At 65.7% G+C, this 14,165-nt stretch carries 20 protein-coding genes; 9 read left to right on the top strand and 11 right to left on the bottom strand.

The window, feature by feature from the left end; translation table 11 throughout:
* Positions 1-28: 28 nt before the first annotated feature.
* Both ASE13_RS04370 and ASE13_RS19730 read right to left on the bottom strand, forming a co-directional pair.
* Positions 29-991 (bottom strand): NAD-dependent epimerase/dehydratase family protein, encoded by a 963-nt coding sequence (locus tag ASE13_RS04370; protein ID WP_056611928.1) that lies wholly within the window; start codon positions 989-991, stop codon positions 29-31.
* A gap of 85 nt (positions 992-1,076) precedes the next feature.
* Positions 1,077-1,229 carry a hypothetical protein gene (locus tag ASE13_RS19730; protein WP_156404735.1) on the bottom strand — a complete coding sequence of 51 codons (153 nt, stop codon included), beginning with the start codon at positions 1,227-1,229 and terminating at the stop codon, positions 1,077-1,079.
* On the opposite strand from ASE13_RS19730, the gene ASE13_RS04365 reads away from it, so the two are divergent.
* Positions 1,222-1,689: a GNAT family N-acetyltransferase gene (locus ASE13_RS04365; protein WP_056611924.1), complete on the top strand. Its 468-nt coding sequence runs from the start codon at positions 1,222-1,224 to the stop codon at positions 1,687-1,689. The genes ASE13_RS19730 and ASE13_RS04365 overlap by 8 nt on opposite strands.
* A 177-nt stretch (positions 1,690-1,866) precedes the next feature.
* On the opposite strand, the gene ASE13_RS04360 is transcribed toward ASE13_RS04365, so the two are convergent.
* From ASE13_RS04360 to ASE13_RS04340, 5 genes are read right to left on the bottom strand one after another with little or no spacing between them, the layout of a single operon-like run.
* Complete coding sequence (locus tag ASE13_RS04360) at positions 1,867-2,547, bottom strand: hypothetical protein (RefSeq protein ID WP_056611920.1); 681 nt, start codon at positions 2,545-2,547, stop codon at positions 1,867-1,869.
* Positions 2,548-2,594: 47 nt separating this feature from the next.
* Positions 2,595-3,242, bottom strand: coding sequence for a 3-oxoacid CoA-transferase subunit B (locus tag ASE13_RS04355; RefSeq protein ID WP_082596358.1), 648 nt, complete (start codon positions 3,240-3,242; stop codon positions 2,595-2,597).
* The gene (locus ASE13_RS04350) at positions 3,242-3,556 is read right to left on the bottom strand and encodes a DUF5076 domain-containing protein (RefSeq protein WP_056611914.1); all 315 of its coding nucleotides are present in this window, start codon (positions 3,554-3,556) and stop codon (positions 3,242-3,244) included. Before ASE13_RS04350 ends, ASE13_RS04355 begins: the two co-directional genes overlap by 1 nt.
* Positions 3,553-4,632, bottom strand: a complete 1,080-nt coding sequence (locus ASE13_RS04345) for an HAD family acid phosphatase (protein ID WP_235536836.1) — start codon at positions 4,630-4,632, stop codon at positions 3,553-3,555. The genes ASE13_RS04350 and ASE13_RS04345 overlap by 4 nt, the downstream gene beginning before the upstream one ends.
* Positions 4,629-5,336 carry a CoA transferase subunit A gene (locus ASE13_RS04340; RefSeq protein ID WP_056611910.1) on the bottom strand — a complete coding sequence of 236 codons (708 nt, stop codon included), beginning with the start codon at positions 5,334-5,336 and terminating at the stop codon, positions 4,629-4,631. Before ASE13_RS04340 ends, ASE13_RS04345 begins: the two co-directional genes overlap by 4 nt.
* A 306-nt stretch (positions 5,337-5,642) precedes the next feature.
* On the opposite strand from ASE13_RS04340, the gene ASE13_RS04335 reads away from it, so the two are divergent.
* The 5 genes from ASE13_RS04335 to ASE13_RS04315 all read left to right on the top strand — a co-directional run bounded on the left by ASE13_RS04335 (position 5,643) and on the right by ASE13_RS04315 (position 9,777).
* Positions 5,643-6,161, top strand: coding sequence for an outer membrane protein (locus tag ASE13_RS04335; RefSeq protein ID WP_056611907.1), 519 nt, complete (start codon positions 5,643-5,645; stop codon positions 6,159-6,161).
* 208 nt (positions 6,162-6,369) lie between these two features.
* On the top strand, positions 6,370-6,795 hold the full coding sequence (locus ASE13_RS04330) for a hypothetical protein (protein ID WP_156404734.1): 426 nt from the start codon (positions 6,370-6,372) through the stop codon (positions 6,793-6,795).
* Positions 6,796-6,798: 3 nt separating this feature from the next.
* Entirely contained in the window at positions 6,799-7,761 is a 963-nt protein-coding gene (locus tag ASE13_RS04325) for a glycoside hydrolase family 25 protein (RefSeq protein WP_056611901.1), read from the top strand.
* An 81-nt stretch (positions 7,762-7,842) separates the two neighbouring features.
* Positions 7,843-9,495: a thiamine pyrophosphate-binding protein gene (locus ASE13_RS04320; RefSeq protein ID WP_056611898.1), complete on the top strand. Its 1,653-nt coding sequence runs from the start codon at positions 7,843-7,845 to the stop codon at positions 9,493-9,495.
* Between the two features lie 42 nt (positions 9,496-9,537).
* Complete coding sequence (locus ASE13_RS04315) at positions 9,538-9,777, top strand: hypothetical protein (protein WP_056611896.1); 240 nt, start codon at positions 9,538-9,540, stop codon at positions 9,775-9,777.
* Positions 9,778-9,836: 59 nt separating this feature from the next.
* On the opposite strand, the gene ASE13_RS04310 is transcribed toward ASE13_RS04315, so the two are convergent.
* Positions 9,837-10,007, bottom strand: a complete 171-nt coding sequence (locus ASE13_RS04310; RefSeq protein ID WP_056611893.1) for a CsbD family protein — start codon at positions 10,005-10,007, stop codon at positions 9,837-9,839.
* Positions 10,008-10,099: 92 nt separating this feature from the next.
* Here ASE13_RS04310 and ASE13_RS04305 point away from each other — a divergent pair, with 92 nt between their 5' ends.
* Positions 10,100-10,696 (top strand): class I SAM-dependent DNA methyltransferase, encoded by a 597-nt coding sequence (locus ASE13_RS04305; protein WP_056611890.1) that lies wholly within the window; start codon positions 10,100-10,102, stop codon positions 10,694-10,696.
* 138 nt (positions 10,697-10,834) lie between these two features.
* Here the strand turns inward: ASE13_RS04305 and ASE13_RS04300 are convergent, their stop codons facing one another.
* The 3 genes from ASE13_RS04300 to thiS all read right to left on the bottom strand — a co-directional run bounded on the left by ASE13_RS04300 (position 10,835) and on the right by thiS (position 12,990).
* Positions 10,835-11,080: a hypothetical protein gene (locus ASE13_RS04300; protein WP_056611887.1), complete on the bottom strand. Its 246-nt coding sequence runs from the start codon at positions 11,078-11,080 to the stop codon at positions 10,835-10,837.
* 425 nt (positions 11,081-11,505) lie between these two features.
* On the bottom strand, positions 11,506-11,862 hold the full coding sequence (locus ASE13_RS04295; RefSeq protein WP_056611884.1) for an endonuclease domain-containing protein: 357 nt from the start codon (positions 11,860-11,862) through the stop codon (positions 11,506-11,508).
* Between the two features lie 123 nt (positions 11,863-11,985).
* Positions 11,986-12,990, bottom strand: a complete 1,005-nt coding sequence (gene thiS / locus ASE13_RS04290; RefSeq protein WP_082596357.1) for a sulfur carrier protein ThiS — start codon at positions 12,988-12,990, stop codon at positions 11,986-11,988.
* Between the two features lie 188 nt (positions 12,991-13,178).
* Between thiS and aroQ the strand changes: the two genes are divergently transcribed.
* Positions 13,179-13,613 carry a type II 3-dehydroquinate dehydratase gene (aroQ, locus tag ASE13_RS04285; protein WP_056611881.1) on the top strand — a complete coding sequence of 145 codons (435 nt, stop codon included), beginning with the start codon at positions 13,179-13,181 and terminating at the stop codon, positions 13,611-13,613.
* A 35-nt stretch (positions 13,614-13,648) separates the two neighbouring features.
* Positions 13,649-14,128 (top strand): acetyl-CoA carboxylase biotin carboxyl carrier protein, encoded by a 480-nt coding sequence (accB, locus tag ASE13_RS04280; protein WP_056611877.1) that lies wholly within the window; start codon positions 13,649-13,651, stop codon positions 14,126-14,128.
* The last annotated feature ends 37 nt before the right edge of the window (positions 14,129-14,165 follow it).

Below are 14,165 nucleotides of genomic sequence, written 5' to 3'. Positions count from 1 at the left end.
TTACGCAAACACAAGGCGCGGAGGACCCTTATCCCACGCCTGATACTTCCTTCGGCGAAACATAGTTCGGATCATGTGCGAACGGCAGCGGCTTTTCTTGCCGCAGGGCGTCGAGCACAGTCCCGAAATCGGTCTCGCAACGAAAGCCGAGCAGTTTCCCGGCAAGCGCGGCGTCATAGACACGACCGATACTGCGGGGGAGTTCCCAGCCTTTGGCAGCGTATAACGCGGGTGCATCAGGGAAATAGCGCGCGATTACTGTCGCGGCATCGCGTTTGAGTTCGTCGCATTCCTGCCGATCGAACGGCGTCGGCGCCGATACGATGAAGCTGCCGAAGCCGATTTCGGGCGCGTGATCCAGCGCAACCATGTGCGCGCGGGCGGCATCCTCCACCGTCAGGCGGCGGTGGAGCAACTCATTGGCCTTCATGTTCTCGCCGGACAGATCGCGGTGCGTGTCGTCGTCCTCGGGAAAGAAGCGGCTGGTGCGCAGGACGATACAATTCAGCCCGTTCTCGAGACGCGCGAGCCGACAGAGCTGCTCGGCAGCTAGCTTGGTGACGCCGTAGATGTTGCGCGGCTCCAGCGGCCCGCTGTTCTCATCGAGCCAGACGGCGTGGTCGGCGAGCTCGTTGCGGATCGTCGTCGAGATCATCAGCGAAGTGGTCGACGTGAAGACGAAGCGATCGTGCCCCGCTTTTGCCGCGGCTTCGAGGAGGTTGAGCGTGCCGGTGACGTTGACGTCGATAAACGCCTGGGCGGGGTAGCGAGCGATATCAGGCTTGTGCAGCGCGCCGCCGTGGACCACCGCTTCGATACCATGCTCGGCGAAGAGGCGGTCGATGAGCGCGCGATCGGCGACCGAGCCGATCACGTCGGTGTCGGCACCCGGTGCGACATCGAGACCGATGACCGTGTCGCCGCGGGCACGCAGCATCGGTGCGAGGAAGCGGCCGAGCCAGCCGGACGAGCCTGTGAGAAGGATACGCATGCGCGCCCGATAGCCGAGGCCGGCACGTTCTGAAAATAGCTTCGGGTTTACAAGCAGGGCCCGAGGTTTCAGACAGGCGCCAACCTCACAGGAGATCGCCTTTGCTCACCCGTGTCGCCTCCGACCGCTTGCGCGGCCGAGCGTCGACGTGCGTGCGCACGATGCGGCTCTGACGCGCGAGCGCGTGCCGGCAAATAAGCCGGCTTTCCTGCATTTTATCGAGGTACTGAATGATCATCGAAACGGAAGCGGCAGACTATGCCGCGCTTCTGGACGGCCGTGCGCCGCGCGGCCTGACGCTCGCCGACAGCCCGATCGCACCGCCGGAAATCCTGCAGATGCTCGCCGGGCTGGCGGAGCGAGTCAGCGCCACTTTCGCTCCGGCGTCGTGGCTGATCGTCGAGGATGGCGAAGTCGTCGGCCTCTGCTCGATCACGCGCCCGCCCGAAGGAGGCAGCATCGACATCGGCTATGGCATCGCCTCCGATCGGCAGCGTCGCGGCAGTGCGACCCGAGCGATCGGGGCAGTCGTCGAATGGGCACGCGGCGTGCCGAATGTCACGGCGATCACTGCCGAGACCGCGCTCGACAATCTCGCCTCGCAGCGCGTGCTCGAACGCAACGGCTTCGAGCGCGTGGGTGAGCGCTTCGACGCCGAAGACGGCCAGCTGATCTGCTGGCACTGCGTCGTCAGCTAGGAGGTCCATGCCCTCTTCGTCATCCCCGCGAAAGCGGGGACCCATCTCCCGCGCGAGCAGCAAAATGCGCCGGCTCGTCAGTGGATATGCTCGGAGATGGGCCCCCGCTTTCGCGGGGGTGACGGGACTGAGCATGGCTCCTGCCAAGGTGGTTCGCGAGCTTCGGTCCGCCCCGGGCTACAGCCCCACCGGCAGCGGCGTCGCCAGCCGCTGGGCCGGCTCCTGCGCATCCGCCCAGTCGGTGCGGCGGGCCACGAACGGGTTCAGGAACAATGCCGGCAGCTTGAGGAACAGCAGTTCGGAGTGGATGAAGCTGTCTATCGCCCGCTCCCACCATTTCGGATCGCGCTTGCCGTTCGCCTTCAGCCAGCCGTCATAGGGCGCCCAATGGCTCGGCTCGTCCTTCTCGATGATCCGGAATATCCGCATCAGCACCTTGTCGCCGGTGACCAAAGGATGGCGCAGCAGGATATCGACCTGCCTGTAGCCACGCTGCTCGGTGAGCGAGATCACCCGGCAGAGCTTCTCGAACTCGTCGTCGCTGGCGATGATCGCTTCCGTATCGAGATCGTCGATCGTGCGGCGGAACATGATCTCGACGAAGCGATCGATATGGCCGCAGGTGCGATCGACCCTGAGCGGCATCTTGCCCTGTAGCTCGAACCAGCGCTTGAACATGAGATAGTGCTTGCGCTCGTCGGCGCGGTGCTTCTCGATCGCGGCGATCAGCGCGACATCGTCCGGCGACCGCGCACGCACCGCCTCGAGCACCCGATCGATGCTCGTATAGCCGCGATGCTCGTTGTAGATGTAGATCGAGCCCAGAAGGTCGAGATAACGGCGGCGGAACCAGCCCATATCCGAACGCTACGCCTCGGCCGGCACAGCGTCAACGCGCGCCTCCGTCAAGCGACGACGGCGGCTTCGTAGCTGGCGGTGGTCTTCGCGGCGACTTCCTCCGCCGTCACTCCCGGCGCGAGCTCGACCAGCCGGAACGGGCTGTCATGATCGGGGCGCTGAAACACCGCGAGATCGGTGATGATCATGTCGACGACGTTCCTGCCGGTGAGCGGCAGCGTGCAGGCCGGGATGAACTTGGGGTCGCCCGCCTTGGAGTTGTGCTCCATCACCACGATGATCTTCTTGACCCCGGCGACGAGGTCCATCGCGCCGCCCATGCCCTTGATCATCTTGCCCGGGATCATCCAGTTGGCGATGTCGCCCGCCTCGCTGACTTCCATCGCACCGAGCACGGTCAGGTCGATATGCCCGCCGCGGATCATCGCGAAGCTGTCCGACGACGAGAAATAGACCGAGCTGGGCAGCTCCGAGATCGTCTGCTTGCCCGCATTGATCAGGTCCGGGTCCTCCTCGCCTTCATAGGGAAAGGGGCCGATGCCGAGCATGCCGTTCTCGGACTGGAGCGTGACCTCGACGCCCTCGGGTATGTGGTTCGCCACGAGCGTCGGGATGCCAATGCCGAGATTGACGTAGAAGCCGTCCTTGAGCTCCTTCGCGGCGCGCGCGGCCATTTCGTCACGGGTCCAGGGCATCAATGCACTTCCTTGCCAAGATCGGTGGGAGACTGGCGCTCGGCATCGACGCCGAACCAGATACGGTCGAGCGCTTCGGCCTCGCTGATGCCGGTGGCGTTCGCCCAGGCGCGCGCGCCGTGGCGGACGCAATCGACCAACGCGATGCCGAACAGCGCCGGATCGGCGCCGAGCGCCGCGGGATCGACCAGGCACGTGGCCGGGCCGCCGGGCTTCGCCCACATGCGCAGGAACTCGCGGCTGCCCTGGAGCAGGTGCGCAGCGCTCGATATGTCGAGTTCGTCGGTGACGACACCCTTGCGTCCAAAGCTCATCGCGCGGCTCCTTGTGCCGGATCGGTCCAATGCGCGTCCGGCGGGAATATCTCGGCCACGCCACCCTTCAGCGCGGTGCCGTAAACGGGGTTCGGCAGCATGAACCAGCCCGCGCCCCAGAGCGGCGCGAGCAACGTGCCGCCCACGCTGTTGCGCCGCGCGAGCACCGGCGCGTCCGGCGCATTGAACAGGTCGCTGAAATCGCCCAACTGGTCGCCCGCCATCGCGACGATGCAATAGCGTTGCGCGATCTGCTGGCGGCGCGCGTCCTTGCCGCTCGGCTCGCCCTCGCCACGCAACCACAAGGTGTCGAAGAGGTCCGCCGGACCGAGGCCGGCATGTTCGAGCGCGGCTGCGGTCTGCGCGGCAGTCGCGGCCGAGCGATTGGAATTGAAGATCACCTTGAAGCCTTCGCCCCGCGCCGCCGCGAGTGCCTCCGCCGCGCCGGGGACGGCAGCGACCTTGTCGGCGCCGGTCTGCTCCCAGCGCGTCCAGCGGGCCGCATCGTAGCTTCCGCCACGGATCGCCTCGTCACGTTCATAGCCGAGATTGAGCAAGGCAGTCTCGTCAATGTCGAGCACCACCGCCAGCGGGCGCTTGCCGCACATTTCGAAACGCGGATTGTCGAGCGTCGACCCGGGTGCGAGCACGACCGAGCGGACTTGCGACTTGTCGCGGCGATAGCCGATCTCGACCTTCAGGTAATTCCACAGCGCCTGATAGGCTTGGAGGCTGAGCGCGGCGGCTTCGCCCGAGCCGTAGAGGAATTGCATGCCGCCCGGCGCAGTGCCGACGGTCGGCGCCGGCCCGGCTGAAGTGCCGCTGGGCGGGGGCAGCGCGGTCAGGTTGGTGACCTGCACCTTGCTTCCGTCGGGCGCGGTGTAGACTTGCCCGGGCTTCGCCACCTGCTGCCGGGGGCGCTTGCGGTCACGCCTAGCCGGCCGATCCTGGGACGATTTGTACACGCCCGCGCCGGCTGCCAGCGGTGCCGCGACCAGCGCCGCCGCGCACCCCGACAGCACCAGCGCGGCGAGCGGAGCCGCCGCCATGCAGGCCAGCGCCGGGCGCCGTATCACGCCGCCTCGCGGGTGCGGACGGTGCGGAACTCGATCTTCTTGTCGTAGGGGGCGCCGACGATCAGCCGCTTCACGTAGATTCCGGGCAAATGGATCTGATCGGGATCTAGGCTGCCGACGGGCACTACTTCCTCGACTTCGGCGACGCAGATCCGGCCCGCGGTCGCCATCGGCTGGTTGAAGTTGCGCGCGGTCTTGCGGAAGATGAGGTTGCCGCTCTCGTCGGCCTTCCAGCCCTTGATGATCGACAGATCGGCGCGGATGCCGCGCTCGAGGATATACTCCTCGCCGTCGAAGACCTTCGATTCCTTGCCCTCGGCGACCTGGGTGCCGACGCCGGTCCTGGTGTAGAAGCCCGGAATGCCCGCTCCCCCCGCCCGGCAGCGTTCGGCGAGCGTGCCCTGCGGACAGAATTCGACCTCGAGCTCGCCGCTCAGATATTGCCGCTCGAACTCCTTGTTCTCGCCGACATAAGAGGAGATCATCTTCTTCACCTGCCGGCTGCGCAGCAGCTTGCCGAGGCCCTCATTGTCGATGCCGGCATTGTTCGACGCGATCGCCAGGTCCTTGACGCCCGAAGCCTGGATCGCGTCGATCAGCCGCTCGGGAATCCCGCACAGGCCGAAGCCACCCGCGCACAAGGTCATGCCGTCGAACAGCAGCCCGTCCAATGCCGCTTCCGCGTCCGCATAGAGCTTCTTCATGGTTCGCGATTCTCTCCTGAACTGGCGCGGCGATAATCTGCCCCTGCCCGGGCGGTCAAGCAAACCTGAACCAGGTTTCAACTTTGCTATCGCGCATCGCGGCGGCGCCGAATTTATAATGGTGGCGCATCTCTCACGCACTTGCCTAAATTGCGCAACAATGCAGATGTTGCATAATTGTTACAGAGGCCAATTTAGTTACCGCATTGCAGCATTGTCGACATTGACGTCCGGCCAGCAATACCTAGGTAGCGCGCCCCGGCCCTGTTCTGGGACCGGTGAAAGTAAAGTACGAAGGATAACATAATGCGTTTGTTCGCAGTGTCGGCGCTTGCCTTGGCGACTCTTGCCACTCCCGCTTTCGCTCAGGAAGCGACCTCGACCTTCACTGGCCCGCGCGCGGAAGTCGTTGCCGGCTGGGATCATGTCGGTAGCAATGGCGCGGGTGCGTCGGGTTTCACTTATGGCGGCGCGCTCGGCTATGATGCGCAGATCGGCCGTGCCGTGATCGGCGCCGATGCCGAGATCACCGGCTCGACCACCGAGGAAGACGGCGCCAGCGCCGGTCGCGATCTCTATGTCGGCGGCCGCATCGGCTTCGTCGCGCTGCCGAACACGCTGGTTTACGCCAAGGGCGGTCTGACCAACGCGCGCGTCAACATCGACGGTCTCGGCTCCGTCAACACCGACGGCTACCGCTTCGGCGGCGGCATCGAGCATAATTTCGGCCGCTTCTACGGCAAGGTCGAATATCGCTATTCGCGCTACGAGGAGATCGACCTCAACCGCGACCAGGTGACGGCGGGCCTCGGCATCCGTTTCTGATCCAGGCGTGAAATCGACAGGGCCGTGCGGCATTGCCGCGCGGCCCTTTCTTTTATTTCCCGCAAGAGTTCCCCACAGCCCCGCCTACCTCGCCGGACTGAATACTTCCATGCGATCGGTCGGCCACAAGAGCATAGCTTGCATTTCCGTGCAGCTATGCAATTCTCGCAAATATAGACTCGGCAGTCGGCAAAAGGGGAGCTGCACTGTGGACACCACATTCGACGCGACAACATGGATGCAGCTTATCGGGCTCGGCGCGATGCTCGGTGCGCTCGGTCAGGCTATTCGCAGCATTGTCGGCCTCAAGAAGCTCAATGACGCCGTCAGCAATAGCGCCGCCACGGTGTCCGACGTGATCGAGCCGAGCCGGCTCGTCACTTCGCTGGCGATCGGCGCGATTGCCGGCGCGCTGGCGAGCGTGAGCCTGATCGGCAATATCCACGCGGTCGCCTCGGCGCAGATCGCCGCATTGCTCGGCGCCGGCTATTCGGGCGCCGATTTCATCGAAGGCTTCATGAGCCGGGCCACGCCTTCGCCGGGAATACCCGCCGGACAGGAGACAGTCGGTGTCGGCGGCGCGGCAACCGCGGCGCCCGATCCGGGACCCTCCGGCGACGATGCGGTGGGCTGAGCCATGCCGCAGCACCCGCAAATCCTGATCTCGGGTCAGGTCACCACCACCGCCAAGGTCAATCTGCGCCAGGGCGCCGCCACCACCGACGCGCCGGTGCTGCGGAAAGTGCTCGCGGGGACGCCGCTCAACGTCCGCGCGATCGTCGCCGGGCTGTCGGTCGACGGCAACCCGCTCTGGTACAGGACCGACGAGAATGCCTATGTCTGGGCCGGCGGTTGCGGCCCGCTGACGCCGTTCGCCGCCGGAGCGGCCCCGCTCCCGACGCCGGCACCCACCCCTCTCCCCACGCCGGCACCCGCTCCGATTCCGGCAGCGCCGCGTACGCCGATCGCCACTTCGGCCGAGGCGCCGCGGATTCCGGTGGTGATCGACCTCTATCAAGGCAATGTCGTCAACAGCTTCGCCCAGGCGCGCGCCGCAGGGTTGCTCGGGGTCATCCACAAGGCGACCACCGGACAGACGGGCAAGGACAAGGCCTATACCGAGCGCCGCGCCGCCGCCGAAGGTGCCGGGCTGCTCTGGGGCGCCTATCATTGGGGCACCAACGCGCCGGTGAAGGCGCAGGTCGATAATTTCCTGCTCAAGGCGCAGCCCGGCCCGAACACGTTGGTCGCGCTCGACTATGAGATCGACGCCAAGTTCCAGATGGGCTTCGATCAGGCGCGCGAATTCCTCGAGCGGATCCACGAGAAACTGGGGCGCCGTGCAGTGCTCTACAGCGGGCATCTGATCAAGGAGAAGCTCGGCAACAGCGTCGATCCCTTCTGGGGCGCGCACCGGCTGTGGCACGCCGAGTACAACCCCACCGCGAAGGTCCAGAAAAGCTGGTCGAGCTACTGGCTGTGGCAATATGCCGAAAAGGCGTCGACCGTGCCCGGCATCCCCGGCAATGCGGGCGGCAAGATCGACTATAACCACTTCAACGGCAGCGAGGCCGATCTGCGCGCGGAATGGGCGTCCTGAGCGGGCGCCATTCCGCCGCGGCATGGCCGGCATAGCGGCCGGGGGTTACGCGAGGCAGGTCAGCCGCGCTAGGAAGCGGGCATGACCGCGAAACGAACCGGGGGCCGGATCCTCGTCGACAATCTGGTCGCACAAGGCTGCGACCGCATCTTCCATGTGCCAGGCGAGAGCTTCCTCGCCGTGCTCGACGCATTGCACGACACGCCCCAGATCGATGTCGTGACCTGCCGGCAGGAAGGCGGCGTGGGCTTCATGGCGTGCGCCGACGGGGCGATGACCGGACGGCCGGGCGTGGCCTTCGTCACCCGCGGGCCGGGGGCGACCAACGCGAGCATCGGCGTCCACATGGCGATGCAGGATTCGCAGCCGATGATCCTGTTCATCGGCGATGTCGACCGCGGGATGCGCGACCGCGAGGGATTCCAGGAAGTGGACTTCCCGGCGATGTTCGCGCCGCTCGCCAAATGGGCGACGCGGATCGAGGATGCGGCGCGGATACCCGAATATGTCGCGCGGGCGTGGAACGTGGCGACGAGCGGCCGGCCGGGGCCGGTGGTGATCGCGCTGCCCGAGGACATGCTGTGCGACGAGGTCGAGGCAGTCGATCGGCCGCCCTTGCCCCGCATCAAGCAGGCACCCGACCGGCACGCGATGCAGGCGTTGGCGGCGCTGATAAAGCAGGCCGACCGCCCGATCGCGATCGTCGGCGGCGCGGGCTGGACCGCGGCGGCAGGTGCGGCCTTCGCCAGCTTCGCCGAACGTATCGGCCTGCCCGTCGCCAGTGCCTTCCGGCGGCAGGACGCGCTTCCCGCCGGATCGCAGGTCTATGCCGGCAATCTCGGTTATGGGCCCAACCCGAAACTGGTCTCGCGGATCAAGGGCGCGGACCTGATCCTCGCCGTCGGCGCACGGCTCGGCGAGGCGACGACCGATGGCTATGCGCTGATCACCCTCGATCATCCGGGGCAGACGCTGATCCACGTCCACCCCGATCCGAACGAGCTTGGCCGGGTCTATCGCGCCGACGTCGCGATCTGCGCCGACATGGCGAGCTTCACCGGCGCGGCGGCGCAGGAGAACATCCCGCCGATCCGCAGCGGCGCCGCCGCCGAGGCCCATGCCGAATGGCTCGAATGGTCCACCCCGAGACCACGCGAGGGCGTAACGCTCGATCTCGGCCAGTGCGTCGCGGCGATGCGCGCGGCGATGCCGGCGGATACGATCATCTGCAACGGCGCGGGCAATTTCTCGAGCTGGTGGCACCGTTACTGGCGTTACGGGCCGCAACCCTCGCAGCTCGCGCCAACCGCCGGGGCGATGGGCTATGGCGTCCCCGCCGCGGTCGCGGGCAAGCTGCGCGCGCCGGAGCGGCAGGTGGTCGCGCTCGCCGGCGACGGCGATTTCATGATGAACGGGCAGGAACTCGCCACCGCCGTCCAGCACAAGGCCGACATCCTCGTGCTGGTGATCGACAACGGTGCCTACGGCACGATCCGCATGCACCAGGAGCGCGAATATCCGGCACGCCTCTCGGGCACCAACTTGCACAATCCCGATTTCGCCGCGCTCGGCCGGGCCTATGGCTGCTGGGCCGAAACCGTCGAACGGACCGAGGAATTCGCCCCCGCACTGGAGCGCGCGCTGGCCGAAACCGGCGTGCGGCTGCTCCATTTGAAGACCGATGTCGAATTCATCACCCCGGGCACCACAATCAGCGCGATCCGCGACCGCTGACCCGCTCCGCAGCCTCTATAATGGGGGCAAGGAGACTGAAAAATGGGTTGGAAGACGGTGCACATCGGCAGGGAAGGCGATCATCTCGCGCTTGCCGGTGTGAAGGTGTGGCAGCAGGAATGGCGTTGGCTCGGCAGCAAAACGGTGAACCTGCCCAATCCCCTCGAGCCTGCGCAGACCCAATCGTTCATGATCTGCGAGGTCGGCGCGTCGCACCGCCCGGTACGCTTCGCCGCCAGCAAGCTGCCGAGCGGCCTCTGGTCGTTCTACGTTCCCGACTGACGCAAAAGGGGCGGCCTCTTGCGAGACCGCCCCTTTCGTCCTCAACGGCAAACCTCGCGTCAGATATCGTCGCCGAGAGCGCCTTTCACCTTGCCGGCGAACTGCTCGCCTTTGCCCTTGATCTCCTGCGCGGCGCCTTCGTCGCGGGTGTCGGGATTGTCGCTCTGCTGCTTGATCTTGCCGGCCGCCTCATTGACGTTGCCCTTGATCTTGTCGACGAGTTCACCCATGATTTCAAACTCCTGACCGCGGATCGGCGCGTGACTGCGCCCTGTCTTTCGCTTTCGACAACAACGGTCCGCGCCGGGTGAGGGTTCCTTCGATGCCCGATCGGATTGCCGAACATTATGAGCGCCATGCGCACGCTTTCGACGAAGCGCGCCGCCGGAACTTCGTCGAGCAGGGCTGGCTCGACCGCTTCCTGCTCGCCGTGCCGAAGGGGGGACAAATCCTCGACCTCGGCTGCGGCGCAGGCGAGCCGATCGCGCGCTATCTGATCGACCGCGACCGGCAGCTGACCGGCATCGACGCCTCCGAACGGATGATCGCGCTCGCCCGCACCCGGTTCGGGCGGCATCGCTGGATCTACGCAGACATGCGCGATGCCGTGGTGGAGGGACCGTTCCACGGCGTGATCGCCTGGGACAGCATCTTCCATCTGCCCCCGGAGGATCAGGCAGCGATGGTGATCAAGGCGGCCGGACTGCTCGCGCCAGACGGCGCCTTCCTGTTCAACACGGGCTCCGCGCGCGACGAGACGATCGGCTGCCAGTTCGGGGACGAACTCTATCACGCCAGCCTCGCCCCGGCCGAGTATCGCGCGCTGTTCGCCGGGCACGGGCTGCTCGAAGTGGCGTTCGTACCGCACGATCACGCGACCGGCGGAAGGGCGATCTGGCTGGTACGCAAGGGGCGCTGAGCGACCGGGCGCGCGACTTATCCGGACCAGGATCCGCCAGGATGGCAAGCGCACCCGATTTTCGGCATGGCTACGGAAGTCGGGCCGCTTCCCTCAGCATCGGGTTCGCCGCGGGCGTGCCAGCGCAAGCGACGACCGTCACGGGAACTGGCTGCTGGTAACCTTCCCGGTGGGCGAATGGAGGGTCGTGAAGAGCCATGGCGTGCCTGCCACGACCTGGAAATGGTCGAGCGTCGTATCGCTCATCGGAGCGAGCGCCACGGCATTGTTCAGCTTCATGAATCGGTTGATCTCGGCGCATGCCGATTTCGGGTCGGCGTTGTTCACCATGAAGAAGTTTCTGTGATCGTTGCCGTTATCGGTGGTCACCACATATCCGCTCATTCGTCCCTCCAGAACCAATGCTACGGATCCGGTCGCCGTCCGCACGCCATGATCTCGGCCTCTTCCGGAGCGCGGTCAATGCGCGGCCGGACGGCGTGCGGAAAGCCTTGGCCATTCACCACTCGGTCATTCGCTGACGATCGTCGGGCGCGCGCCTATGAACGGCAGGAAGTGGTGGTTAGCCGCGAAAGGTCACACTAGGGTCACACTGGCTGCATGGTTCTGGCCGGCCGTGTTCCTGCGCAGGCAATCCAGGAGGGTGTGGACCAAGCAGCGCTACTCCTGCTTTCGCACGAGCAGGATGAGGCTGTCAGACGAAATCCTACATTGCAAGCATGTCTGCAAATGGTGGAGAGCGGTCGTTGATTTCAAGCCCTCTCCCGCTTTCGCGGGAGAGGGTTGGGTGAGGGTCTTCTTCTATCTCACTAGCCTTGCGTGTCGGCATCGAGTGCCGCGATGATGACCTCCAGCACGCCGTCGAGGTTCTCCAGAACCTCGTTGTTCCAAAACCGTAGGATCCGATACCCGCGGCTCTGGAGGAATTGCGTTCGCCCGGCATCCGCCTCGGCATTGTGCTGGCTGCCGTCCACCTCGATGATCAGTCGTGCCTCTACGCACAGGAAGTCGACCACGAAGGGTTCGATCGTGGCCTGGAAGCGGAATTTGTGGCCGAGCAGTCGCCGACCGCGCAGCATACCCCAAAGCAAGTGCTCGACATCCGTCGCTTCCTTGCGGAGTCGGGAGGCATGGCGATTCGTCTGGCGACGGACAGGCGTGCGCATGCCGCAAGAAATAGAAGAAAGAAGACCCTCACCCAACCCTCTCCCGCGAAAGCGGGAGAGGGCTATAAGAGCGTCCGCTACTGGGGCGTTAGCGGCCGGCCGCTTTGCAAGCCGGATGCCGCGTTAGATCAGCCCTGCCAGCGGACTCGACGGGTCGGCGTACCGCCGCTTCGCCATCCGCCCCGCGCGGTACGACAACCGTCCCGCCTCGACCGCCGCCTTCATCGCCGCGGCCATCATAACGGGGTCCTTCGCCTCGGCGATCGCGGTGTTCATCAGCACGCCGTCGCAGCCGAGTTCCATCGCCACTGCCGCGTCACTCGCCGAGCCGACGCCGGCGTCGACCAAAACCGGCACCTTGGCGCCCTCCACGATCAGCCGGATCGTCACCTGGTTCTGAATGCCGAGCCCCGAGCCGATCGGCGCGCCCAGGGGCATGATCGCGACTGCGCCCACATCCTCCAGCCGCTTCGCCGCGATCGGATCGTCGACGCAATAGACCATCGGCTTGAAGCCTTCCTTGGCCAGCACTTCGGTTGCGCGCAGCGTCTCGACCATGTCGGGATAGAGCGTGCGCGCCTCGCCGAGCACCTCGAGCTTCACCAGCTCCCAGCCGCCGGCTTCGCGCGCCAGCCGCAGCGTGCGGATCGCGCTCTCGGCGTCGAAGCAGCCGGCGGTGTTGGGGAGGTAGGTGATCTTCTTCGGATCGATATAGTCGGTGAGCATCGGCGCGTTCGGATCGGACACGTTCACCCGGCGCACCGCCACCGTGACGATCTCGGCGCCCGATGCCGCGACCGCGGCGGCATTCTGCTCGAAATCCTTGTACTTGCCGGTGCCGACGATCAGCCGCGAGCGGAAGGTCTTGCCGGCCACGCTCCACGTGTCCTCGTCGATCGGGCGGGCATGATCGCCGCCGCCAACGAAGTGGACGATCTCGAGCTCGTCGCCGTCCTTGACCAGCACTTCACCCAAGGTCGAGCGCGGCACCACTTCGAGATTGCGCTCGACTGCGATCTTCTCGGGCACCAGCCCGAGCTGCTCGGCGAGCTGGATGATGGTGAGGCCGGCGGTGACGCGCTTGTGCTCGCCATTGACGACTATGCTGACGGTACCGTCGGTGTGCACGCGCTTAAACCTCCGTTCGGGCTGAGCTTGTCGAAGCCCTGTTCTTTCTTCGCGTCCGGGTGGACGGGGAGAAGTGCAGCCCTTCGACAAGCTCAGGGCGAACGGGAATGGGACGAAGCGCCCGATTTGATCGCTGACGTTGCGTCATATAGAGGCGATGCAGACGCCCGCAACCGAAAGGCACCGGCTTGGCCGATACGATCTACGTCCTCAACGGTCCCAACCTCAATCTGCTGGGGCTGCGCGAGCCGGAGATCTACGGCTCGGACACGCTGGACGACATTGCGGGCCGGATGGAGGATCGGGCGAAAGAGCTCGATCTCGACATCGACCTGCGCCAGTCGAATCATGAGGGGCACCTCATCGACTGGCTGCATGAGGCGCAGGCCCGGGGCGCGAAGGCCGTGCTGCTCAATGCCGGGGCGCTCACCCACACCAGCCTGGCGCTTTACGACGCGATACGGTCGATCAAGACGCCCGTGATCGAAGTGCATATTTCCAACCCGCTCACGCGCGAAGAGTTCAGGCACGAAAGCTTCGTCGGCCGTGCCGCGCGCGGAACCATCGCCGGTTTCGGAGCGCTGTCGTACATGCTCGCGCTTGAAGCCGCGGCGCGTCTCTGACATGAGCGCGCGCTTTCATCGGATAAAGGGTCGCAATGGCCGAAGATAAGAAACAAGGGGCGATGCACGTCGATATCGAGCTGGTCCGCCAGCTCGCCGCCGTGCTCGACGAGACGCAGCTTACCGAAATCGAAGTCGAGGACGGAGAACGTCGCGTGCGCGTCGCGCGCACCGTGACCGCCGCACCGGCAGCGCAATATGCCGCGCCCGCGGCGGCCGCACCGGCGCCCGTCGCCGCGCCTGCCGCCGCCGAAGCCGGGGCGCCTGCGCCCGCCGCCGCGGCGAACGCAGTCAAGTCGCCGATGGTCGGCACGGCCTATCTGAAGCCCAATCCCGAGGCGAAGGTGTTCGTATCGGTGGGCGACAAGGTGGCCGCGGGCGATACGCTGCTGATCATCGAGGCGATGAAGGTGATGAACCCGATCCAGGCGCCCGCCGCCGGCACGGTCAAGGCGATCCTGATCGAGAACGGCCAGCCGGTCGAGTTCGACCAGCCGCTCGTCGTGGTGGAATGACCGCCCAAACCCCCGTTCGTGCTGAGCTTGTCGAAGC

The sequence above is a fragment of the Sphingomonas sp. Root241 genome (assembly GCF_001428865.1).
Lineage (GTDB): Bacteria > Pseudomonadota > Alphaproteobacteria > Sphingomonadales > Sphingomonadaceae > Sphingomonas.
Note: the sequence above shows the minus strand (reverse complement) of the source record. Positions and strands in the feature narration are given on the sequence as shown.